This window comes from Paenibacillus sp. FSL R5-0519, assembly GCF_037974275.1.
Classification (GTDB): Bacteria; Bacillota; Bacilli; order Paenibacillales; family Paenibacillaceae; genus Paenibacillus.
The window spans coordinates 6,249,464-6,271,873 of sequence record NZ_CP150234.1 but is presented as its reverse complement, the minus strand read 5'-3'; the positions used below and the strand labels follow the sequence as shown (position 1 = coordinate 6,271,873).

At 48.8% G+C, this 22,410-nt stretch carries 15 protein-coding genes, 17 tRNA genes and 3 rRNA genes; 31 read left to right on the top strand and 4 right to left on the bottom strand.

Going from position 1 to position 22,410, the window contains the following annotated elements:
* Positions 1-47 precede the first annotated feature (47 nt).
* The 30 genes from MKY73_RS28275 (at position 48) to MKY73_RS28130 (ending at position 18,688) form a co-directional block, all read left to right on the top strand.
* On the top strand, positions 48-593 hold the full coding sequence (locus tag MKY73_RS28275) for a GNAT family N-acetyltransferase (protein ID WP_339304730.1): 546 nt from the start codon (positions 48-50) through the stop codon (positions 591-593).
* 631 nt (positions 594-1,224) lie between these two features.
* Positions 1,225-2,776: ribosomal RNA gene (locus MKY73_RS28270) — 16S ribosomal RNA — on the top strand.
* A gap of 320 nt (positions 2,777-3,096) precedes the next feature.
* A 23S ribosomal RNA gene (locus tag MKY73_RS28265) occupies positions 3,097-6,023 on the top strand.
* Positions 6,024-6,097: 74 nt separating this feature from the next.
* A 5S ribosomal RNA gene (gene rrf / locus MKY73_RS28260) occupies positions 6,098-6,214 on the top strand.
* The 16S, 23S and 5S rRNA genes sit together here with 17 tRNA genes alongside, the layout of an rRNA operon.
* A gap of 38 nt (positions 6,215-6,252) precedes the next feature.
* Positions 6,253-6,326 (top strand) — tRNA-Ile (locus tag MKY73_RS28255).
* Positions 6,327-6,360: 34 nt separating this feature from the next.
* Positions 6,361-6,436 (top strand) — tRNA-Ala (locus MKY73_RS28250).
* 1 nt (position 6,437) lies between these two features.
* Positions 6,438-6,513 (top strand) — tRNA-Asn (locus MKY73_RS28245).
* A 4-nt stretch (positions 6,514-6,517) separates the two neighbouring features.
* Positions 6,518-6,589, top strand: a tRNA-Glu gene (locus MKY73_RS28240).
* A gap of 122 nt (positions 6,590-6,711) precedes the next feature.
* Positions 6,712-6,787: transfer RNA gene (locus MKY73_RS28235), tRNA-Val, on the top strand.
* 16 nt (positions 6,788-6,803) lie between these two features.
* Positions 6,804-6,877, top strand: a tRNA-Met gene (locus tag MKY73_RS28230).
* Positions 6,878-6,902: 25 nt separating this feature from the next.
* A tRNA-Asp gene (locus MKY73_RS28225) sits at positions 6,903-6,980 on the top strand.
* A 128-nt stretch (positions 6,981-7,108) separates the two neighbouring features.
* A tRNA-Phe gene (locus tag MKY73_RS28220) sits at positions 7,109-7,184 on the top strand.
* A gap of 19 nt (positions 7,185-7,203) precedes the next feature.
* A tRNA-Thr gene (locus tag MKY73_RS28215) sits at positions 7,204-7,279 on the top strand.
* Between the two features lie 9 nt (positions 7,280-7,288).
* Positions 7,289-7,374: transfer RNA gene (locus MKY73_RS28210), tRNA-Tyr, on the top strand.
* Positions 7,375-7,384: 10 nt separating this feature from the next.
* A tRNA-Lys gene (locus MKY73_RS28205) sits at positions 7,385-7,460 on the top strand.
* A 6-nt stretch (positions 7,461-7,466) separates the two neighbouring features.
* Positions 7,467-7,547, top strand: a tRNA-Leu gene (locus MKY73_RS28200).
* A gap of 10 nt (positions 7,548-7,557) precedes the next feature.
* Positions 7,558-7,632, top strand: a tRNA-Gly gene (locus MKY73_RS28195).
* Positions 7,633-7,639: 7 nt separating this feature from the next.
* A tRNA-Arg gene (locus MKY73_RS28190) sits at positions 7,640-7,716 on the top strand.
* A 17-nt stretch (positions 7,717-7,733) separates the two neighbouring features.
* Positions 7,734-7,812 (top strand) — tRNA-Leu (locus MKY73_RS28185).
* A gap of 7 nt (positions 7,813-7,819) precedes the next feature.
* Positions 7,820-7,893: transfer RNA gene (locus MKY73_RS28180), tRNA-Pro, on the top strand.
* Between the two features lie 11 nt (positions 7,894-7,904).
* A tRNA-Gly gene (locus MKY73_RS28175) sits at positions 7,905-7,975 on the top strand.
* Between the two features lie 369 nt (positions 7,976-8,344).
* Positions 8,345-10,210, top strand: a complete 1,866-nt coding sequence (gene iolD, locus MKY73_RS28170) for a 3D-(3,5/4)-trihydroxycyclohexane-1,2-dione acylhydrolase (decyclizing) (RefSeq protein ID WP_339304728.1) — start codon at positions 8,345-8,347, stop codon at positions 10,208-10,210.
* A 148-nt stretch (positions 10,211-10,358) separates the two neighbouring features.
* Positions 10,359-11,261 carry a myo-inosose-2 dehydratase gene (iolE, locus tag MKY73_RS28165; protein WP_339304726.1) on the top strand — a complete coding sequence of 301 codons (903 nt, stop codon included), beginning with the start codon at positions 10,359-10,361 and terminating at the stop codon, positions 11,259-11,261.
* 197 nt (positions 11,262-11,458) lie between these two features.
* Positions 11,459-12,469 carry a 5-dehydro-2-deoxygluconokinase gene (gene iolC, locus MKY73_RS28160; RefSeq protein WP_339304724.1) on the top strand — a complete coding sequence of 337 codons (1,011 nt, stop codon included), beginning with the start codon at positions 11,459-11,461 and terminating at the stop codon, positions 12,467-12,469.
* Positions 12,470-12,568: 99 nt separating this feature from the next.
* Entirely contained in the window at positions 12,569-14,044 is a 1,476-nt protein-coding gene (locus MKY73_RS28155) for a CoA-acylating methylmalonate-semialdehyde dehydrogenase (RefSeq protein WP_339304722.1), read from the top strand.
* 69 nt (positions 14,045-14,113) lie between these two features.
* Entirely contained in the window at positions 14,114-15,160 is a 1,047-nt protein-coding gene (iolG, locus tag MKY73_RS28150; RefSeq protein ID WP_339304720.1) for an inositol 2-dehydrogenase, read from the top strand.
* A gap of 111 nt (positions 15,161-15,271) precedes the next feature.
* Positions 15,272-16,078 (top strand): 5-deoxy-glucuronate isomerase, encoded by an 807-nt coding sequence (gene iolB / locus MKY73_RS28145; RefSeq protein WP_074093115.1) that lies wholly within the window; start codon positions 15,272-15,274, stop codon positions 16,076-16,078.
* Positions 16,079-16,292: 214 nt separating this feature from the next.
* Positions 16,293-17,300 carry a LacI family DNA-binding transcriptional regulator gene (locus tag MKY73_RS28140; RefSeq protein ID WP_339304718.1) on the top strand — a complete coding sequence of 336 codons (1,008 nt, stop codon included), beginning with the start codon at positions 16,293-16,295 and terminating at the stop codon, positions 17,298-17,300.
* A 357-nt stretch (positions 17,301-17,657) separates the two neighbouring features.
* On the top strand, positions 17,658-18,191 hold the full coding sequence (locus MKY73_RS28135; RefSeq protein WP_339304716.1) for a hypothetical protein: 534 nt from the start codon (positions 17,658-17,660) through the stop codon (positions 18,189-18,191).
* Positions 18,188-18,688, top strand: coding sequence for a GNAT family N-acetyltransferase (locus tag MKY73_RS28130; RefSeq protein ID WP_339304714.1), 501 nt, complete (start codon positions 18,188-18,190; stop codon positions 18,686-18,688). Before MKY73_RS28135 ends, MKY73_RS28130 begins: the two co-directional genes overlap by 4 nt.
* A gap of 152 nt (positions 18,689-18,840) precedes the next feature.
* On the opposite strand, the gene MKY73_RS28125 is transcribed toward MKY73_RS28130, so the two are convergent.
* The 3 genes from MKY73_RS28125 to MKY73_RS28115 form a co-directional block, all read right to left on the bottom strand.
* Entirely contained in the window at positions 18,841-19,200 is a 360-nt protein-coding gene (locus tag MKY73_RS28125; protein ID WP_339304712.1) for a hypothetical protein, read from the bottom strand.
* 259 nt (positions 19,201-19,459) lie between these two features.
* Positions 19,460-20,260: a DUF4261 domain-containing protein gene (locus tag MKY73_RS28120; protein WP_339304710.1), complete on the bottom strand. Its 801-nt coding sequence runs from the start codon at positions 20,258-20,260 to the stop codon at positions 19,460-19,462.
* Positions 20,261-20,376: 116 nt separating this feature from the next.
* The gene (locus MKY73_RS28115) at positions 20,377-20,733 is read right to left on the bottom strand and encodes a DUF1304 domain-containing protein (protein ID WP_036608019.1); all 357 of its coding nucleotides are present in this window, start codon (positions 20,731-20,733) and stop codon (positions 20,377-20,379) included.
* Positions 20,734-21,010: 277 nt separating this feature from the next.
* Between MKY73_RS28115 and MKY73_RS28110 the strand changes: the two genes are divergently transcribed.
* Positions 21,011-21,544, top strand: coding sequence for an MOSC domain-containing protein (locus MKY73_RS28110; RefSeq protein ID WP_339239136.1), 534 nt, complete (start codon positions 21,011-21,013; stop codon positions 21,542-21,544).
* A 15-nt stretch (positions 21,545-21,559) separates the two neighbouring features.
* Here MKY73_RS28110 and MKY73_RS28105 read toward each other — a convergent pair whose 3' ends face one another.
* Positions 21,560-22,408 (bottom strand): helix-turn-helix transcriptional regulator, encoded by an 849-nt coding sequence (locus tag MKY73_RS28105; protein ID WP_339304708.1) that lies wholly within the window; start codon positions 22,406-22,408, stop codon positions 21,560-21,562.
* Positions 22,409-22,410 lie beyond the last annotated feature (2 nt).

The following is a 22,410-nucleotide window of genomic DNA, read 5'->3' as shown; positions in this document are numbered from 1 at the left end:
GATAAGGGTAAAGTATTTTAACAAAGTGAAGAGGCGGAATGGTTCTTATGATTATCGATCAACAGGAATATAACATTAAAGGCTTATCTTACTCCATTAGATCGGCAGAGGAAAAAGATGCTGAGGCCCTGTCTTCACTTCGTGTACAAATGGACGGGGAAACCGAGAACATGGATCGGGAAGAGGGCGAAGCGTATATCGACGCAGCCGGGTTTAGGCAGATCATCCATTCGGATACTGATAAGTCACGGAATCTGTTCCTTGTTGCTGTAGTAGCGGGCGAGATTGTGGGGTATTCCCGATGTGAAGGCAGAGAGTTGAAGCGCTTTTGGCATAAGGTTGAGTTCGGCGTGTGTGTGGCCAAAGCGTACTGGGGACATGGGATTGGCAAGAACTTCTTAGTGCAGTCGATTGAATGGGCGGACCAGACTGGGGTAGAGAAGATGACGTTAAACGTAGTGGCATCCAACGAAAAGGCAATTGAGTTATACCAAAAGAGTGGCTTCGAGATCGAAGGTATTCTGAAAAAGGATCGGCGACATGTGGATGGAAAGTATCACGACACGATAGTGATGGGCAGGTTCAAAGACTAATAGTAAAAAAAGTGAAGAAGACAAACTTATCATGCTCACAGTTCTATGTAGTTCGATTATTAGATTGGGTAACCTCTTAAGAGATAACTATGTTTATTGAATAGGGTATTGTGTTTCATATTAGATAGAACGAATGTAATGATGCTGATGAAGTCTGTCCATAACCTATATTGTGAAAGATTAGACCGGTAAGTGTATATAGGATATAGTAAGAGGATATAGCCGACGAGAAAAGGAATTTGAGATGAGATTGAATCATATATATAATTACTTTATAAATGGGATATTTTACAAGTAGTAATTGTATTGTCTATATGGTATATTCTATTTCCGGCCAAAAAAAACACGAGAAACAAAGTGTTGCAAGCAAAGCAAATGAGCTTCGAAAGAAACTTAAAAAAAGAGCTTGCTAAGTTGGTTCGGAAGTGTTATGATATAAAAGTTGCTGAGGAGAACAACACTCGGTAACAAAATAAGTTTGATCTTTGAAAACTGAACAACGAGTGAGTAAACATTCTGCTTGCAGAATGAACGCGAAAGTTTGAAACAAGCCTTGGCTTGAATCGGCTGGAGCACAAATGAGATTTTAATCTCGTCAGATTCAAATGAGCTTATCGCTCTTTTCAATACTTTATTGGAGAGTTTGATCCTGGCTCAGGACGAACGCTGGCGGCATGCCTAATACATGCAAGTCGAGCGGAGTTGATAAGAAGCTTGCTTCTTTGAGACTTAGCGGCGGACGGGTGAGTAACACGTAGGCAACCTGCCCTCAAGTTTGGGACAACTACCGGAAACGGTAGCTAATACCGAATAGTTGTTTTCTTCGCCTGAAGGAAACTGGAAAGACGGAGCAATCTGTCACTTGGGGATGGGCCTGCGGCGCATTAGCTAGTTGGTGGGGTAACGGCTCACCAAGGCGACGATGCGTAGCCGACCTGAGAGGGTGATCGGCCACACTGGGACTGAGACACGGCCCAGACTCCTACGGGAGGCAGCAGTAGGGAATCTTCCGCAATGGGCGAAAGCCTGACGGAGCAATGCCGCGTGAGTGATGAAGGTTTTCGGATCGTAAAGCTCTGTTGCCAGGGAAGAACGCTTGGGAGAGTAACTGCTCTCAAGGTGACGGTACCTGAGAAGAAAGCCCCGGCTAACTACGTGCCAGCAGCCGCGGTAATACGTAGGGGGCAAGCGTTGTCCGGAATTATTGGGCGTAAAGCGCGCGCAGGCGGTCATTTAAGTCTGGTGTTTAATCCCGGGGCTCAACCCCGGATCGCACTGGAAACTGGGTGACTTGAGTGCAGAAGAGGAGAGTGGAATTCCACGTGTAGCGGTGAAATGCGTAGATATGTGGAGGAACACCAGTGGCGAAGGCGACTCTCTGGGCTGTAACTGACGCTGAGGCGCGAAAGCGTGGGGAGCAAACAGGATTAGATACCCTGGTAGTCCACGCCGTAAACGATGAGTGCTAGGTGTTAGGGGTTTCGATACCCTTGGTGCCGAAGTTAACACATTAAGCACTCCGCCTGGGGAGTACGGTCGCAAGACTGAAACTCAAAGGAATTGACGGGGACCCGCACAAGCAGTGGAGTATGTGGTTTAATTCGAAGCAACGCGAAGAACCTTACCAGGTCTTGACATCCCTCTGACCGGTACAGAGATGTATCTTTCCTTCGGGACAGAGGAGACAGGTGGTGCATGGTTGTCGTCAGCTCGTGTCGTGAGATGTTGGGTTAAGTCCCGCAACGAGCGCAACCCTTGATCTTAGTTGCCAGCATTTCGGGTGGGCACTCTAAGGTGACTGCCGGTGACAAACCGGAGGAAGGTGGGGATGACGTCAAATCATCATGCCCCTTATGACCTGGGCTACACACGTACTACAATGGCCGGTACAACGGGCTGTGAAGCCGCGAGGTGGAACGAATCCTAAAAAGCCGGTCTCAGTTCGGATTGCAGGCTGCAACTCGCCTGCATGAAGTCGGAATTGCTAGTAATCGCGGATCAGCATGCCGCGGTGAATACGTTCCCGGGTCTTGTACACACCGCCCGTCACACCACGAGAGTTTATAACACCCGAAGTCGGTGGGGTAACCGCAAGGAGCCAGCCGCCGAAGGTGGGATAGATGATTGGGGTGAAGTCGTAACAAGGTAGCCGTATCGGAAGGTGCGGCTGGATCACCTCCTTTCTATGGAGAATCGTTTCCCGCGTGGAAACATTCAAATACAAAATCTAGCCAGGTCGGCTAGTTACTCACTCGTTGCTCAGTTTTGAGAGCTCAAACTCTCAAACAGCTTGCTTTTGCATGGAGCTTGTTCTTTGAAAACTAGATATCGAAACGAAAGTAAAATGCGAATTAGAACATTCCTTTTTAGCTGAACTTGTGTATAACAAGTTTCAATAAAAACGGTAGTTAATTGCTGTTGCGATGGTATCGAGTGGGAGCGACTTTTGGCTTTGGACACAGTCCAAAACAAGGGAAGCGAGCGATCGAAACCGGAGCAATTTGGTTAAGCTACTAAGAGCACACGGAGGATGCCTAGGCGCTAGGAGCCGATGAAGGACGTGGCGAACAACGAAACTGCCTCGGGGAGCTGTAAGCAAGCTTTGATCCGGGGGTGTCCGAATGGGGAAACCCAGCTGGGGTAATTTCCAGTTACTCACAACTGAATACATAGGTTGTGTAGAGGCATACCAGGGGAACTGAAACATCTAAGTACCCTGAGGAAGAGAAAACAATAGTGATTCCGTCAGTAGCGGCGAGCGAACGCGGAGAAGCCCAAACCAGAGAGCTTGCTCTTTGGGGTTGTGGGACGTCTCACATGGAGTTACAAAGGAACCGGTTAAGCGAAGAGGTCTGGAAAGGCCCGCCAAAGAAGGTAAAAGCCCTGTAATTGAAAGTCTGTTCCCTCCGAGACGGATCCCGAGTAGTGCGGGGCACGTGAAACCCCGTATGAATCCGGCAGGACCATCTGCCAAGGCTAAATACTTCCTAGCGACCGATAGTGAAGCAGTACCGTGAGGGAAAGGTGAAAAGCACCCCGGAAGGGGAGTGAAATAGAACCTGAAACCGTGTGCTTACAAAAAGTCAGAGCCCGTTTTAGGGGTGATGGCGTGCCTTTTGTAGAATGAACCGGCGAGTTACGTTCCCGTGCAAGGTTAAGGTGAAGAGCCGGAGCCGCAGCGAAAGCGAGTCTGAATAGGGCGACATAGTACGTGGACGTAGACCCGAAACCGGGTGATCTACCCCTGTCCAGGGTGAAGGTGCGGTAACACGCACTGGAGGCCCGAACCCACGCACGTTGAAAAGTGCGGGGATGAGGTGGGGGTAGCGGAGAAATTCCAATCGAACTCGGAGATAGCTGGTTCTCCCCGAAATAGCTTTAGGGCTAGCCTCGGAAAACAGAGTCGTGGAGGTAGAGCACTGATTGGGTGCGGGGCCCGCAAGGGTTACCAAGCTCAGTCAAACTCCGAATGCCATAGACTTACTTCCGGGAGTCAGACAGTGAGTGCTAAGATCCATTGTCAAAAGGGAAACAGCCCAGACCATCAGCTAAGGTCCCCAAGTGTGTGTTAAGTGGGAAAGGATGTGGAGTTGCACAGACAACCAGGATGTTGGCTTAGAAGCAGCCACCATTGAAAGAGTGCGTAATAGCTCACTGGTCGAGTGACTCTGCGCCGAAAATGTAACGGGGCTAAACACACCACCGAAGCTATGGCTTGATGCTTGCATCAGGGGTAGGGGAGCGTTGTATAAGGGTTGAAGGTGTACCGTAAGGAGCGCTGGACATTATACAAGTGAGAATGCCGGTATGAGTAACGAAAAGATCAGTGAGAATCTGATCCGCCGAAAGCCTAAGGGTTCCTGAGGAAGGCTCGTCCGCTCAGGGTAAGTCGGGACCTAAGGCGAGGCCGAAAGGCGTAGTCGAAGGACAACAGGTCGAAATTCCTGTACCACCGTAAGCCGTTATGAGCAATGGGGGGACGCAGTAGGGTAGTGACGCGGACTGATGGATGTCCGTCTAAGCAGTAAGGCTGATGTGTAGGCAAATCCGCACATCGTAAGGCTGAGCTGTGATGGGGAGCGAAAATTATAGTAGCGAAGGTCATGATCTCACACTGCCAAGAAAAGCCTCTAGCCAGGTGAAGGTGCCCGTACCGCAAACCGACACAGGTAGGCGAGAAGAGTATTCTAAGGCGCGCGGAAGAACTCTCGTTAAGGAACTCGGCAAAATGACCCCGTAACTTCGGGAGAAGGGGTGCCCCGGTAGTGTGAATAGCACGAGGGGGCCGCAGTGAAAAGGCCCAAGCGACTGTTTAGCAAAAACACAGGTCTGTGCGAAGCCGTAAGGCGAAGTATACGGGCTGACGCCTGCCCGGTGCTGGAAGGTTAAGGGGAGTGGTTAGGGAGCAATCCCGAAGCTGTGAACCGAAGCCCCAGTAAACGGCGGCCGTAACTATAACGGTCCTAAGGTAGCGAAATTCCTTGTCAGGTAAATTCTGACCCGCACGAATGGCGTAACGACTTGGGCGCTGTCTCAACGAGAGATCCGGTGAAATTTTAATACCTGTGAAGATGCAGGTTACCCGCGACAAGACGGAAAGACCCCATGGAGCTTTACTGCAGCTTGATATTGAATTTGGGTACGATCTGTACAGGATAGGTGGGAGCCTTTGAAGCGGGAGCGCAAGCTTCCGTGGAGGCAACGTTGGGATACCACCCTGATCGTATCTAGGTTCTAACCTGGTACCGTAATCCGGTGCGGGGACAGTGTCAGGTGGGCAGTTTGACTGGGGCGGTCGCCTCCTAAAGAGTAACGGAGGCGCCCAAAGGTTCCCTCAGAATGGTTGGAAATCATTCGAAGAGTGCAAAGGCATAAGGGAGCTTGACTGCGAGACCTACAAGTCGAGCAGGGACGAAAGTCGGGCTTAGTGATCCGGTGGTACCGCATGGAAGGGCCATCGCTCAACGGATAAAAGCTACCCTGGGGATAACAGGCTTATCTCCCCCAAGAGTCCACATCGACGGGGAGGTTTGGCACCTCGATGTCGGCTCATCGCATCCTGGGGCTGAAGTAGGTCCCAAGGGTTGGGCTGTTCGCCCATTAAAGCGGTACGCGAGCTGGGTTCAGAACGTCGTGAGACAGTTCGGTCCCTATCTGTCGTGGGCGTAGGAAATTTGAGAGGAGCTGTCCTTAGTACGAGAGGACCGGGATGGACGTACCGCTGGTGTACCAGTTGTTCCGCCAGGAGCACCGCTGGGTAGCTATGTACGGACGGGATAAACGCTGAAAGCATCTAAGCGTGAAGCCCCCCTCAAGATGAGATTTCCCAGTATGTAAGACCCCTTGAAGACGACGAGGTAGATAGGCTGGGGGTGGAAGTGCAGCAATGCATGGAGCTGACCAGTACTAATCGGTCGAGGGCTTATCCAATAGCAAGTGATAATTCGCATGTTTCGTTTCGAATCTAGTTTTCAGAGAACGAACTCTGAAATGTAAGCTATGCGTTTGGTGGCGATGGCGGAGGGGTTCCACACGTACCCATCCCGAACACGACCGTTAAGCCCTCTAGCGCCGATGGTACTTGGACCGCAGGGTCCTGGGAGAGTAGGACGCCGCCAAGCGAAACCCCACTGGGGTATTTTTTTTCGAAAATTGATAAGGGCCCTTAGCTCAGTTGGTTAGAGCGCACCTCTGATAAGGGTGAGGCCGGTGGTTCGAGTCCACCAGGGCCCATAGCAAGACCACTATAAGAAACAAACCAGAGTATGGGGCCATAGCTCAGCTGGGAGAGCGCCTGCCTTGCAAGCAGGAGGTCAGCGGTTCGATCCCGCTTGGCTCCACCATTCCCTGATAGCTCAGTTGGTAGAGCACTCGACTGTTAATCGAGTTGTCACAGGTTCGAGCCCTGTTCGGGGAGCCATTAAGGCCCGTTGGTCAAGGGGTTAAGACACCTCCCTTTCACGGAGGTAACAGGGGTTCGAATCCCCTACGGGTCATAGCAATACCTATTGCTTCAACAAGGGATGAGAATCCCAAAGGTTCGTCGGAGGATATACCTCGTGAGCAGCTGCTTCGCAGTCTCGAACGAAGTGAGAGTATCCCATACGGGTCATAATATGGAGGCTTAGCTCAGCTGGGAGAGCATCTGCCTTACAAGCAGAGGGTCGGGGGTTCGATCCCCTCAGCCTCCACCATATTATTTTTTAATGACGCGGGGTGGAGCAGCCCGGTAGCTCGTCGGGCTCATAACCCGAAGGCCGCAGGTTCAAATCCTGCCCCCGCAATTCACTTTCCTTGAGAAAGTATTATGGAACCGTGGTGTAGTTGGCCTAACATGCCTGCCTGTCACGCAGGAGATCGCGGGTTCGAATCCCGTCGGTTCCGCCATTTTATATATGCTTCAGGGATGAGAATCCGTTTTTGGGTTCGTCGGAGCATTCACTTCGAGAGCATAAGCTTCGCAGTCTCGAACGAAGTGAGAGTATCCCGTCGGTTCCGCCATTTTAATTTTATAAGGCTCGGTAGCTCAGTCGGTAGAGCAGAGGACTGAAAATCCTCGTGTCGGCGGTTCGATTCCGTCCCGAGCCACCATATATAACACCTGTAATACGCCGGTGTAGCTCAACTGGTAGAGCAACTGACTTGTAATCAGTAGGTTGGGGGTTCAAGTCCTCTCGCCGGCACCATGTAATCCTGGAGGATTAGCGAAGTGGCCAAACGCATCAGACTGTAAATCTGCTCCCGTACGGGTTCGGTGGTTCGAATCCATCATCCTCCACCAGTTTTTCTATGAGTCATTAGCTCAGTTGGTAGAGCACCTGACTTTTAATCAGGGTGTCGAAGGTTCGAGCCCTTCATGACTCACCATTATATGCGCGTGTGGCGGAATTGGCAGACGCACTAGACTTAGGATCTAGCGTCTTTGACGTGGGGGTTCAAGTCCCTCCACGCGCATTCTTTATTTGCGGAAGTGGCTCAGCGGTAGAGCATCGCCTTGCCAAGGCGAGGGTCGCGGGTTCGATTCCCGTCTTCCGCTCCAATATTTTGCGCCCTTAGCTCAGCTGGATAGAGCGTTTGACTACGAATCAAAAGGCCGGGAGTTCGAATCTCTCAGGGCGCGCCATTATAACTTCATACTTTGCCGGCGTGGCGGAATGGCAGACGCGCTCGACTCAAAATCGAGTGGGAAACCGTGGAGGTTCGAGTCCTCTCGCCGGTATAGATAACGGGATGTAGCTCAGCTTGGTAGAGCACCTGGTTTGGGACCAGGGGGTCGCATGTTCAAATCGTGTCATCCCGATTTTTTTATTTGCGGGTGTAGTTCAATGGTAGAACTTTAGCCTTCCAAGCTAATAGCGTGGGTTCGATTCCCATCACCCGCTTACATATTGAAAAGAAAGAGATGGTATTCACCATCTCTTTTTTTTTGCATTTATAGCATATGGATCATGAATATATACAGAGATTTCAGATGATATGAGCATGTATCCCAACCTCTTGATACATTCCCCACATTTTTAGACCTGTTCTTAGTAATTCTTGAAGTGTTCCAATGAAGAGGTTTAGTGCATCTTCGAACACTTGAATATTTTTTCTGTATCACATTTATAAAAACGCTTACAAAAATAGCTTGCGTAAATCATTAACCTGTAATACCATATCAATTAAGCGCTTAACCTTTAGGGGTAAGGCGCTTAAACTTAACGTAGATTAAGCGCTTAACCCGTAAAGGAAAGGAAGGCGATCAATTCATGAATACAATTAGATTAACGATGGCTCAGGCACTGCTTCGATATCTGGATCAGCAATATATCTCGGTTGACGGGGTGGAAACCAAGTTTGTGAAGGGAATCATCGGTATTTTTGGACATGGCAACGTAACAGGCATTGGAGAAGCGCTGGAGCGCAGTCCGGGAAGCCTGAGGTATATGCAAGGCAAGAACGAACAAGGTATGGTGCATACGGCAGCAGCCTATGCCAAGCAGAAGAACCGTAGACAGATCTATGCATGTACAACATCCATTGGACCTGGTGCTTTAAATATGATTACAGCGGCAGCTACCGCAACGGTGAACCGGATTCCGGTTTTATTGCTGCCTGGAGATAACTTTGCTACGCGGGAACCGGACCCGGTACTTCAGCAGTTGGAAGTGAGCAGTGATTACACAATCTCAGCCACTGATCCATTCAAAGCCGTCAGCAAGTACTGGGATCGGATTGTTCGTCCAGAACAGTTGATGATTGCTGCTACACAGGCCATGCGTGTACTAACCGATCCAGCAGAGACAGGAGCGGTAACACTCGCACTGCCGCAGGACGTGCAGGCAGAAGCGTACGATTACCCGGAATCGTTCTTTGCCCGCAAAGTGCATTATCTGGACCGTCGCCCCCCGGTACAAGCAGCCATTGAACGGGCAACGGAGCAGATTGCCTGTGGCAGAAAGCCACTTCTCGTTGCAGGCGGCGGTGTGTTGTACTCTGAGGCGTCCGTTCAACTCGTGGAGTTCGCCGAGGCATTTGGCATTCCGATCGCCGAGACGCAGGCGGGCAAGAGCGCAGTCTCTTGGGACCACCCACTGAATGTGGGGGCCATCGGGGTTACCGGCTCTCTGGCAGCCAATAGGCTGGCGAGAGAAGCGGATGTGGTGATCGGCGTCGGTACTCGTTTCTCCGATTTTACGACGGCGTCCCGCTCTGCTTTTCAGCATCCGGAAGCTTCATTCATTAACATCAACCTGAACGGTATGGATGCCGCCAAGTTAGGCGGAGAAGCCATTCTGGCAGATGCACGCGAAGGATTGCAGGTTTTACAGAAGGAATTGCAGGAAAGACAATACCGCAGTGCATATGGCGCATCCGAAATCGCTGATCTCCGTACTGAGTGGAATGCAGAAGTAGATCGGCTGTATGGAGCACAGCATGAAGCAGGGCTGGCACAGACCACGGCAGTTGGCATAGTTAATCGGACCATTGATCCATCTTCCGTTATTGTGTGTGCGGCAGGCAGTCTGCCAGGAGACCTTCATCGTCTGTGGCGTGCGGCTGAACCAAAGACGTATCACATGGAGTATGGATTCTCCTGCATGGGGTACGAGGTAAGTGGAGCGTTCGGAGCAGCACTTGCCGAGCCAGATCGTGAAGTGTACGCCATGGTCGGTGATGGCAGTTATCTGATGTTGCATTCAGAGTTTGTGACCAGCTTGCAGGAACAGAAGAAGATGACCGTTCTGTTATTCAACAACAATGGATTCCAGTGTATTCATAATTTGCAGCGGGAACATGGTAGTGACGGGTTCGGCAATGAGTTCCGTTATCGGGAATCCGAGAGTGGACGACTAACGGGGGATTACATGCCAATAGACTTTGCTGCACATGCCCGAAGCATGGGAGCCAAATCCTATAGAGCGGAGACAGCAGAACAGCTGGAACAGGCACTTCGAGATGCGAAGAACGAAACGGTGAGTACGTTGATTGAGATTCCGGTCGTGCCTGGAACCAACGCAAGTGGGTACGAGTCGTGGTGGAATGTAGGAGTGCCAGAAGTATCTGCCGAAGAAAAGGTAGTTCATGCTCATCACACCATGCAAGCCAACCGAGCCAAAGCAAGACTTATTTAATCGGATTTAATAGAGCATTTTTCTAAAATAAAGCATTATTTGTACTCCTCACGGTATAAATCGTTGGACGTATTTATCTATATATTGAAACTAAGAGTCTACATTCCAAGTGAACCATAATGTTGAACGACAAAGGAGACGTGGAGCAATGAGCAAGCTGCCATTCCAGCTTGGGATCCATCCGATCAATTGGGTCGGTGAAGATGTGAAAGAGCATGGTGATACGACAACGTGTGCGCAGATTCTGGATGACATTCAGCGTCTTGGGCTGACAGGTACAGAGATGGGACGTAAATATCCAACTGATCCTGCTATATTGCGTGAGGAGCTGAGCAAAAGGAATATCAAGCTGGTCTCTCAGTGGAAATCCGTACTGTTCTCCGACCCGGCATATCGTCAGTCGGAGCTGGACAGTTATCGCAGACATGCGGAATTTCTTCAATCCATGGGCAGTAAGGTGATCAGTACGGCAGAGGTAGGTGGGTCACTTCATTTTGATCCAAGACGAACTCCGCATGAAAAAGAGGTGCTTAGACTCAGCGAATCGGAATGGCATATCCTTGCTGAAGGGTTGAACGAAGCAGGAGCTATCGCCCATGAACACGGGTTGAAGCTTACGTACCATCATCATGGAGGCACAGTGGTTGAGCAACCGGATGAGATTGATCGACTGATGGAGTTGACGGACCCTTCTCTCGTATATCTGCTCTATGATACAGGTCATGCCTACTATGGCGGAGCCGATCCACTTGAACTGCTGCGCAAACATTATGATCGGATCGCCTATATCCATCTGAAAGACATTCGTCCGCATGTACTGCATGAAGCACGCGCGGAGCAGTCTGATTTTGTCGGTTGTATTCGTAGAGGAGTGTTCACCGTACCAGGAGATGGATGCATTGATTTTGCACCAATTCTGCAAGAACTGATCACACGAGGATACGATGGCTGGGCGATGCTTGAAGGAGAACAGGACCCTGCGATTCATAACCCGTATGAGTATGCGAAGCGATCTTTGAACTATATGGAATCGTTATACCAACACAGCTGATTCGTTCAGCATTGCAGCGGTCAGAGGCACACCTATGAAGTGAAGAGGAAGAAGGCAGCAAGAGTATAACGTTTCAATTGGAAAATAAACCTGACCTATTCTAGACGTTTACGAGTCCTCACCAATGGAATGAGTAACTAGTCTAGATATCCATATGCAACAAGTAATATCCCACCACAGAAAGGGGCTCACATGCAATGACCTATGTATCCTTTCCAGAATCAAGGAAGAAGGATTTCACCGCGATTGGTCGCTTGTGCATCGACTTGAACGCCAATGAGATCAATCGCCCGATGGAAGAAACGATGACGTTCACGAAGTATGTTGGCGGATCGCCGGCCAATATTACGATAGGCATGTCTAGACTGGGTATGGAGACAGCTTTTATCGGTAAGATCGCGAATGACCAGATGGGCCGATTCATCCATAGCTATCTGGAGAAGAACGGCATCGACACATCAAACGTGGTGACAGATGACACCGGAGCGGTGACAGGGCTTGCTTTTACCGAAATCAAGAGCCCAACCGATTGCAGTATCTTAATGTACCGGGACAATGTAGCGGATCTGTTATTACGGGCGCAAGAGGTGCAGGAACAGTTAATTGCTGACTCCAAAGTGCTGCTAATCTCAGGCACGGCCCTCGCGCAGAGCCCATCCCGTGAAGCCGTATTACAGGCACTAACGTATGCGAAAAAACATGGAACCGTTATTGTGTTTGATCTGGACTATCGCCCGTACACCTGGACATCGGACGAAGAGACAGCGGTCTATTATAACCTTGCAGCTGAGAAATGCGATATCATCCTGGGCACACGCGAAGAATTCGACATGATGGAGACATTTGACCATAATCCGGATCATAGTGATCAGGTGACTGCACAGAAATGGTTTGATTTCTCAGCGAAGATCGTTGTCATTAAACACGGTAAGGAGGGGTCCATTGCTTATACGCGTGAAGGGCTTTCCCACCGTGCGGACAGCTATCCGGCAAAAGTAGTCAAAACGTTCGGGGCAGGCGACTCCTACGCGGCAGGGTTCCTGTATGGATTGATGCAGGGCTGGACGATTGAGCGCAGTATGGCGTACGGCAGTGGTGCAGCAAGTATCGTTATTTCGAGCCACAGCTGTTCGGATGCGATGCCAACGGTAGAACAGGTGAATGATTACATCGAACGTTGCAATCGGGGCGAGATTACCGCGCTCTGAAGCAGATTGCAATACTTTGAATAACACGGTCATACAGATCAACATCACTAATATCAGTTGAACATAAGGGATCACACATAAGCGAAGGGAGACAGGGCTATGGGAAAAGGGATTTCTGAAGCGTCTACAACAGCGACAATGGTACAAAACTGGATCGGGGGTGCCTGGGTGACCCCAGCGGCAACCCGTACTGAGCCGGTTGTGAATCCGGCTACAGAAGAGGTCATTGCACATGTGCCACTGTCTGAACAAGCGGACGTAGATCTGGCCGTACAGACGGCACGGGAAGCGTTCAAGTCCTGGAGCGGCACACCGGTTCCACGCCGTGCACGTATTCTGTTCCGCTACCAGCAGTTGCTGGTCGAACACTGGGAAGAGCTCGCCCGCCTGGTAACGCTGGAGAACGGCAAAAGCTACGCCGAAGCGTATGGCGAGGTACTGCGAGGCATTGAGTGTGTCGAGTTCGCGGCAGGTGCCCCGAATCTGATGATGGGTAAACAACTGCCTGATATCGCGACAGGACTGGAGTCAGGCATGTATCGTTACCCACTCGGAGTTATTGGGGGAATTACCCCGTTCAACTTCCCGATGATGGTGCCGTGCTGGATGTTCCCGCTGGCTATTGCATGCGGTAACACCTTTGTCCTGAAGCCGTCCGAGCGTACACCGCTCCTTGCAGGCCGCCTGGCAGAGCTGTTCAAGGAAGCAGGGCTTCCGGATGGCGTGCTCAACATTGTACACGGTGCACATGATGTCGTGAACGGTCTGCTGGAACATAAGGATGTTCGAGCGATCTCCTTTGTCGGATCACAACCTGTAGCTGAATACGTCTATACCACTGCATCCAAGCATGGCAAACGGGTACAGGCACTCGCGGGTGCCAAAAACCACTCCATCGTTATGCCGGACGCCGATCTGGATCTAACGGTAAAAGAAATTACGAGTGCAGCCTTTGGTTCAGCAGGGGAACGCTGTATGGCATGTTCAGTTGTTGTGGCTGTGGGTGATGTGGCTGATGAACTGGTACAAAAACTGGTGGAAGCAGCAGATCGTATTACCATTGGTAATGGTATGGATGAGGGCGTGTTCCTCGGTCCTGTTATCCGTGGACCACATAAAGAGCGTACACTCGGTTACATTGAATCCGGAGAGCAGGAAGGTGCGGCATTAATTCGGGATGGACGTAAGGATCAGGCGACAGATGGTTCGGGTTATTTTGTAGGGCCAACGGTATTCGACCAAGTGGAGAGTAATATGAAAATCTGGCAGGATGAGATCTTTGCTCCAGTGCTTTCGGTGGCAAGAGTATCTACCCTGGAGGAAGCCGTTGAGCTGGCAAACCGTTCCGATTTTGCTAATGGTGCGTGTCTGTTCACCCGCAGCGGGGCAAGTATGCGTCAATTCCGTGAGACAATTGATGCGGGCATGTTGGGTATTAACCTGGGCGTACCTGCACCAATGGCATTTTTCCCGTTTTCCGGTTGGAAAAAGTCCTTCTATGGTGATCTGCATGCCAATGGTACGGATGGTGTTGAATTCTACACTCGCAAGAAGATGGTGACGGCGCGCTGGTAACAACCAGAGCATAACTCGGGCTAAGGGGAACGCTCAGCCCATATGGACGCACATAGGGAGGATAACGGAATGGGCAAGGACAAAGTGAGAATTGGCATCATCGGTGCTGGACGGATCGGCAAAATTCATGCAGACAATCTCCTGCGTAACCCGCATGCCGAGATTGTGGGAATCAGTGACTTGTTTGCAGGTCCTGAATTGGAGGCATGGGCCTCCACACGTGGCATCCCTGTTGTAACAACGGATAGCAGCCAGTTGATCTCGATGCCTAATGTAGACGCGGTGCTGATCTGTTCTTCAACAGATACACATGTGCCGCTGATCGAACAGGCCGCCAAGGCAGGCAAACATATCTTTTGCGAGAAGCCAGTCAGTATGGATCTGGCACAGACCCAAGCGGCTGTAGCAGCGGTTCAGAAGGCGGGCGTGAAGCTGCAAATCGGGTTTAACCGCCGTTTCGATCACAACTTCAGACGGGTACGTGCCCATGTGCAGGATGGTACGATTGGTGATCCGCATATTATCAAAATTACGTCTCGTGACCCGTCTCCTCCACCTGCGGAGTATATCCGGGTGTCTGGCGGGATCTTCATGGACATGATGATCCACGATTTTGATATGGCCCGTTATCTGTCAGGAAGTGAAGTGGAGGAAGTCTACGCTCAGGGCAATGTGCTGATCAATCCGGTCTTTGCAGAACATGGCGATGTGGATACGGCAATTGTAACGATGACGTTTGCCAACGGGGCGATTGGTGTTATTGATAACAGCCGTCAGGCTGTATACGGGTATGACCAGCGTGTTGAAGTATTTGGTTCAATGGGCAGCGCCGCAGCGGCGAATGACCATCCGAATACGGCTGAGATTAGCACAGCGGCCGGGCTTATGCGCGACAAACCATTACACTTTTTCCTGGAACGTTACAATGAAGCGTATGTGCAGGAGACAGCTCTCTTTATCGATGCGATCATCCATGATACACCCGTTATCGTAGATGGCCACGATGCAGTACAGGCAGAGCGAATTGCGCTGGCAGCAAAAATGTCCATGGAGCGGGGAAGACCTGTGAAGCTGAGTGAAGTCCCTGGGGTGTCCCTGGAAACGGCAACGCCATAAGTGGATGATTAAAGTCACTTTTTCTGGATAGAGCGCATGAATAGTCCAAGTTTTGTTTTTTTATAAGGTTCAGATTGTTGTGGACGACTACAGAAAGGAGTGGATAGCAAGATGTCAGAACGCATTGTGAAACCCGTGGTCAACCCGGAGGGAGACGGTACACTTATCAACGTAACACCGGAGTCGGCCGGGTGGGAATATGTTGGATTTCAGGTAGCGAAGTTGGCAGAAGGGGAGACGCTAACCCGTGAGAGCGGTGATCAGGAACTCTGTGTGGTGCTTCTCAGTGGTTTCGCCAATGTAAGTACCCGCGAGCATACATGGGATAATATCGGAAAAAGAATGAGTGTTTTCGAGAAAATTCCGCCGTATTCAGTCTACGTCTCAACTTCCGATCAAGTGCAGATCACAGCACGTACCGAACTGGAAATCGCTATATGTGTTGCACCCGGTAAAGGCACGTACCCGGCTCGTCTTATTGCACCTGAAGATGTAGGGGTAGAGGCGAGAGGGTATGGCAATCTGGAACGCCAGATTCATAACATTTTGCCGGAACAGAAGGAAGCGGACAGTCTGCTCGTTGTTGAGGTGTTCACACCAGATGGGCATTGGTCTAGTTATCCGCCACATAAGCATGATCGGGACGCACTTCCGGATGAATCTTTGCTGGAAGAGACGTATTATTTCCGTGTACAGCCTGAGCAGGGGTTTGCCATTCAGCGCATATACACGGATGATCGCTCTGTAGATGAGACGTTGGCAGTGAAGAATGGCGAAGTGGTGCTTGTTCCAGACGGATATCATCCGGTAGGTGCCCCTCCGGGGTATGAGGTCTACTATCTGAACGTCATGGCTGGCCCAACTCGAACTTGGAAATTCCATAACGACCCTGACCATGAGTGGTTGATGAAAAAGTAAAACAGTTCATGCTACGCAGATTGTGCTCACTTCAGGTTGCGTATGCAGATTTCCCCCTGCATAATGAGAAGAGAACAATGATGTATGCGAATCAATTTCATAACTCACTAAAAATGGATTTCTGTAAATTAGCCTTGATTGAAGCAGCTAAAGGTATCATGAAATTGACTCATGTATAACGCAATTTATATATAGCACAAATGGGGAAAAAACAATGAAAGCAACCATATACGATATAGCACGCGAGGCGGGGGTATCCATTGCAACCGTCTCGCAGGTCATTAATGGCAAAGGCAAGATCAGCGAGAAACGGCGCGCGGAGATTATGGAGATCATGGAACGCCTTCACTATCAACCCAGCGCAATCGCAGCTGCACTTACAGGCAAGCAGACGTATACATTGGGGCTGCTCGTACCGGACATCTCAAATCCGTATTTTGCAGAACTCGCCAGAGCGGTGGAGGATCGTAGCCGTCAATTGGGCTACAGCGTGGTCATCTGCAGTACGGATAATAAGGACGAGCGGGTAGAGCGTTACCTGAATCTGCTCCAGCAAAAAAGGGTCGATGGCATGATGATCGGAACCGGGATCGATAATGCCGAAATTTTATCTCCCCTCCTGCAACAGTCGATACCTGTTGCTCTGATTGCCCGTCATATGCCATCCCTGTCCGTACATACGGTCACCATTGACGACATACTCGGCGGGGCACTCGCAGCGGAGCATCTGCTTGAACTTGGGCACACCCGTGTAGCGGTATTGTCGGAACCGTCCAAAGTCAGCAGCAGTCAGGAACGTGTACGCGGATTCCGTGAAGCACTGATTAAGGCAGGTTATACGTTGGAACCGACTCAGATCCGAGAATCCGCAGCTGACTTGAGTTTGGCCAAAAAAGAGGCGCTACTGCTGCTCGGTGAGAACGATCACCCAACAGGTTTGTTCTGTTGTAATGACATTCAGGCCATCGGTGCTCTTCAGGCAGCCAAAGAGCTGGGGCTACGTGTGCCAGAGGATGTGTCGATTATCGGGTTTGATAACACCATTCTAGCCTCGGTAACCAGTCCACCGCTTACGACTGTAGCCCAGCCAATTGAAGAACTGGGGCATCGCGCTGTAGACCTGTTGATAGAAGAGTTAAAGGATGAGCGTAAAGAACCGCAGAAGATTGTGCTGAAGCCCGAGCTGGTTATCAGAGACTCGGCAGGCCGCGTATTGCGCTGATAAAATTAGGTTGTTTCGATGTAACCTAACAAGGCGTCAGTCCAAGTTGATATGCGTATATCCCTGTGTGGAGATAAGGGTATCGTTTGAACTCACATTATGAACATGTACGGTAACAAAATAACAGATAAGCCGCGCTCGCCCTATGGGTGAACGCGGCTTATTGACGTACATTTTAAATTATTATTTTAGCTACTAGTGGTATTGAGAGAATAACATAGTATGAACAAAACATTATCGATTGCATAGCAGCAGTAAATAAGAAATACCTATGGAAGAGAAGAAGTATGATGATATACTGGAAAGTATCATTAATTACCATTTTATATATGTTTTGTGGTGTGTGGAGGGAGAGCAATGATTAAAAGAATTAAGATTATTATGGGTGTCGCTGCAATTATTGTTGTTGCAGCTATTGCGGTGCGTATGTATACCTCTGGTCAATATGCGATGTACATCCCCAGTAAACATACGACGTTTCGAGCTGAGGTGACAGATCATATGAGCATGCTGGATCGCTTGGATCGACTGACCATTAGAAAAGTTTCAAGTGCAGATCCGAATAATGATGAGGATGAAGTGACGATCACAGATCCCAACGAGATTAGGGATATGCTGAAGTTGTTAAAGGATGTTGAACTTAAAAAGGTTCGGGAATTGCACGTTTCCGAAAGGAATCCGTATTACTACGAGTGGCGAGTTACCATTAACAAAGAAGGTCGCTTTACCGATCGATTCGGACTGACCTTCTATAATGAACATTCCCTCTCAATCTACAGCGAGGCGAAAACAAGAGATAATCTGGAAGATTACGAGATTACTAATGAGTTTAGCCTGAATGAGATGGAACGCCTATTTGAAAAACTGAAGGAGGAGCAAACAAGACCGTGACCAACTATCATGTACGTCCGATTGAGGAAGAAGATATCCCCTTTCTGTGGGAGATGTTATACGCATCTCTGCATACACGAGAAAATGATGAACCTCTCCCAATTGAAAGTGTTCATACACCTGAACTGTCCAAATACGTTGAAGAATGGGGAAGGGAAGGAGACTTCGGATATATTGCAGTTGACCAACATAACCGAAGATTAGGTTCAATAACATTACGATTCTATACGGATCAGAATGCGGGATACGGTTATGTGAATGCAGCTACGCCAGAGATGGGGATGGCTGTAACACAAGATGCACGTGGAAAAGGAGTAGGTACCTTACTGCTTCAGAGCGCATTAGATGAGGTGGAACGGAGGGGAATTGAAGCAGTCTCCCTCAGTGTTGATCCCGATAACCAAGCGATTCGCTTGTATAGGCGGTCAGGGTTTGTGGAGAAAGGCCTCTGTGGTACATCGGTAACGATGGTACGAGTGAGTACTCCGAAATCTTAAAGGATAAGCGATCGTTCTATAAAGTAAGAAAACAAGGGTAAGCAAAGTATTCCTGCCTAATAAAGGCGCTTCCTCATGGGAAACGCCCTTTTTTCACGTGAAGCACGTACATATTACATATTCTCTTTGAACTCACGTTGTAATACCTCAATTTATTTCAACAAAAATGCCAAAGCCTCGTCATACGTTTCCCATTGAAATTCCGTCTGATGCGCTGATTCCTTGGAAATCCGATTCAATTGCATTTTGGCGATCGCACCACCTACAGCGACACTGGCCCGTTTCATTCCCCAATCTATCAATAATTTTTGATGTTCCACAATTTTTTCTTTGGTATCCTGAGGAAATGCCTTCATCGTTCTCATGTCCACGAGCACATCAAACGAATTTCCCAATTGTTCCGCAATTGTCTGGATTTCCGTATTCGCTTGTTCGACATGTTCAGGAGTAACAATACCTTCCCAGATAATTTCAATAATAGGTTTAGTTGAATCCAAACGTCTAACAGACATGTAGGCAACTCCTCGATTATAAAATAATATGTAATATATGAGACTATAAGCCTATTAATTATACCCTTTTATAACGAGAATGAAAACTATATTCATAATATAGTGGTTCTTATGGACTACTTTTTCCTAGCGAAGTTAAATTCAGGGATTGTTCTCATATCGTCATTGGCAGGAGATTGAATAGCTAAAAGCCATCCAGAGTATGAACTCCGGATGGCTTCAATAATTGTAACATGATAAAGTGAAAATCCTGTGTCAGTTAGAAGCCAATCTTCAAACTGTTACCTTCCGTTGCTACACCTTTGGATAGGGAAATGCTTAGCTTTTGTTCTGCCGAGAAACCGAGTGTCTCCCCATCATGCAGTGTGACGTCGTTTTCAACCACATACGTTGTGGTCATGAACATCATCTCAAATACATCGCTTAAGGCTTCAGACGATTGCATAATCTCCATCTCTTGTTTTCCAAAGTTACGTAGTCCGTAAGTATAAGCTGAAGCGCCTTCGGCATTCTGGAATAATCCGATGAAAATCCAGAGCGAGACGGGTAACTCATCATGTTTGATCCCACGGCTGGTTTCGACATACTGACTGGCTTCCACGACAAGGGGGGCCATGTATATTGCCAGCGCGTGATCCAACTGTAACAAGGCACTCGCTGTTTGAGTGAACAGAACATGTCCTTCAATTGCATTGGTTGCATTCAGGACCGATACAATAATCTGAGACTGGTGCCGTGAGGTAACTTGCTCCGCTTCTCGCCAAAGGATGTTTAGCCTGGCATTCTCCTCAACTTCACGATCTGGTACAGGCGCGGCAATATGAGCGCATACCACCTGCATTCCATTCACTTCGAAAAAAAGATTGCCCTCCTCTGGTCGTTCCTCAATCTCAATATTCCATTCGTTCCTCATATTTCTGATGAAGAGGTCAAAATCACAATCGTCACGCTCCAGCAGGACAAAACCCACGATGGTCTCACTGTAATTCGTGGATTCGACAGCACCACTTGCAGGCACCTTTTCCTTATTGCGTCGCCGAAGCTTATCAAACAATCCCATGACATGTTCTCCTTCCGATCCCAGATTGATTCTGGTCATTGTACACTGCTATCTATTCACTACCTTACCATAACGGAGTTAAGATGAATCGCAGCAATGCACCTATCGACAGGAAATTACAGGAACAGAACCAGCAACAATGCAATGATCGCAGGCAATCCTTGTTTGATGATGATTGACCGTGAGGAAGTTGCTCCTCCATACAGAGCCGCGATAATCACACACGCCAGGAAGAAAATCTGAATATGCTGTCCAACGGCAGCATCCGGATATACGAGTCCCCAGATCAGACCTGCCGCAAGAAATCCATTGTAAAGGCCTTGATTGGCCGCGAGCGATTTGGTGGATTTGGCGAATTCCGGCGTGAGATTGAAGGTTTTCATTGTGCGTGGACGAGTCCACATGAACATCTCCATCACCATGATATAGAAGTGTTCAACAGCTACAAGCGCTACAAAAATGATACTAATCAATGGAAACACCTTGCTTTCTGATATGTAATTTATTTACTTGTCCATCCTAGTATAAATGTTTGCAACGAGAACGGAAAGAGTAAAATTAATTTATAACAATTTAATTGTGTATTATTTAAAATGCGTATCATTTTCCAATTGAATTTCCAATTGAGTTATAATGTTAAAAATAAAGATTTGTACAAAGGTAAGCATACGCCGATTGTCGGCAATCCATTCACTGGGTAATAATGAACAATAAAGAAGTGATATTGCTGAGGAAAGGGAGGAGATTACTATGGGAACGGTTCAATTTGTCTTGCTGGCTGATGATCCATCCACATTTTTGACCCGAGTTGTCCCCTTTATCGATATTGAGCTTGCGGGAATTCCGGGTGACCGTCATTATGGTCTGCTTCGTCCAGCGGACTCACGTCAGAAAATCTACAAGCGCGGTACACCCATTGCGAATCGTCGCCAGATCAGTATTGTGTCTGAAGAAGAATGTGCTCTTATTGCAGAGAAAATGAACATTCCTGAAGTGCGTCCAGAGTGGCTGGGTGCCAATATACTGGTCCGTGGCATTGATCGATTGACGGAACTGCCTGCTGGAACGCGGCTTTTATTTCCGAACGGGACAGGGTTAATATGTGAAGGGGAGAACCTCCCCTGTGTACATCCGGGGAAAATGATTGAACAATTCTACAAACAGGACGGTTTGCGTAAAAAATTCGTGCCTGCGGCTCGCAAAAAACGTGGGATTGTGTGCTCGGTTGAGCGGGAAGGTGTAATCCATACGGGTGATACTATCGAAGTCATTCGCCTGTCCTGATGTTCAGGACAGGTTCTATTTGATCAGGCCCCGGCGCTCACCATTCGGATGTCTAGAGTGGTAGTACTCCTCTGGTGTACTGCCAATAATAGATTTGAAATCTCGGATAAAATGGGATTGGTCATGATATCCAAGGTCCTGGGATAGCTTAATCAGGTCACAGTGAAGACCGCGGTCCATCAATTCCGCAGCATTTTGCAGACGATACAACTTAATTACGGTTTTGGGTCCGATGCCCACATACTGATTGAACAGGCGTTGAAGCTTTCGGGTATGCATATTCCAATAGGAAGAGAGGTCATCTACTCTCAGCATCTCCCGGTTCTGTTCAATCTGTTGCACAATATCGTTAACCATTCTTGCTTGAGCATCTTCAGCAGGAAGGTGTGCACATAATAGCTGGTCAATGTAACTGGTTTTATCCGCATCATCCCCCGCCCCAAGAAGCCGGTCTTCCAAGGATTCCGCCGTGACGTCAAGAATATTGGATACATTCATTGGCTGTCCGTACAAGGAAGAGACAGGAACCCTGAGGAAGGGATAAAAGCCTCCTGGCTTGAATTTCACGCCAAATACACGACCTTTCCCACTCACAAGATAGGAGAATTTACGTCCCGATGGGCCGAAGAAAAACGTATGGTTCCGTTCCACAACCAGATTGACACAGGGGTTAGGCACGACATGTTGGGGATACGGTTCAAGTCCCGTCAGATCCCACGATACGATCCAGTAATGTTTAACAAAAGGGCGAAGTGCTTCGGAAGGAGTATGGCGTGTCAGTTGATATTTATGGTCACCTTCATTCAGGTTCAGCAGGCCCATACTTGGTCTGTCTCCTTGTTCTACCTCTTTCATTTGAGTCATCC

Bases quoted from the DNA above. Each gene is read 5' to 3' on its own strand.
- MKY73_RS28155 (WP_339304722.1), top strand. From the start codon at position 12,569: ATGGGAAAAGGGATTTCTGAAGCGTCTACAACAGCGACAATGGTACAA.
- MKY73_RS28140 (WP_339304718.1), top strand. From the start codon at position 16,293: ATGAAAGCAACCATATACGATATAGCACGCGAGGCGGGGGTATCCATT.
- iolC (WP_339304724.1), top strand. From the start codon at position 11,459: ATGACCTATGTATCCTTTCCAGAATCAAGGAAGAAGGATTTCACCGCG.
- iolG (WP_339304720.1), top strand. From the start codon at position 14,114: ATGGGCAAGGACAAAGTGAGAATTGGCATCATCGGTGCTGGACGGATC.
- iolB (WP_074093115.1), top strand. From the start codon at position 15,272: ATGTCAGAACGCATTGTGAAACCCGTGGTCAACCCGGAGGGAGACGGT.
- MKY73_RS28125 (WP_339304712.1), bottom strand. From the start codon at position 19,200: ATGTCTGTTAGACGTTTGGATTCAACTAAACCTATTATTGAAATTATC.
- iolE (WP_339304726.1), top strand. From the start codon at position 10,359: ATGAGCAAGCTGCCATTCCAGCTTGGGATCCATCCGATCAATTGGGTC.
- MKY73_RS28120 (WP_339304710.1), bottom strand. From the start codon at position 20,260: ATGGGATTGTTTGATAAGCTTCGGCGACGCAATAAGGAAAAGGTGCCT.
- MKY73_RS28110 (WP_339239136.1), top strand. From the start codon at position 21,011: ATGGGAACGGTTCAATTTGTCTTGCTGGCTGATGATCCATCCACATTT.
- MKY73_RS28105 (WP_339304708.1), bottom strand. From the start codon at position 22,408: ATGACTCAAATGAAAGAGGTAGAACAAGGAGACAGACCAAGTATGGGC.
- MKY73_RS28275 (WP_339304730.1), top strand. From the start codon at position 48: ATGATTATCGATCAACAGGAATATAACATTAAAGGCTTATCTTACTCC.
- MKY73_RS28135 (WP_339304716.1), top strand. From the start codon at position 17,658: ATGATTAAAAGAATTAAGATTATTATGGGTGTCGCTGCAATTATTGTT.
- iolD (WP_339304728.1), top strand. From the start codon at position 8,345: ATGAATACAATTAGATTAACGATGGCTCAGGCACTGCTTCGATATCTG.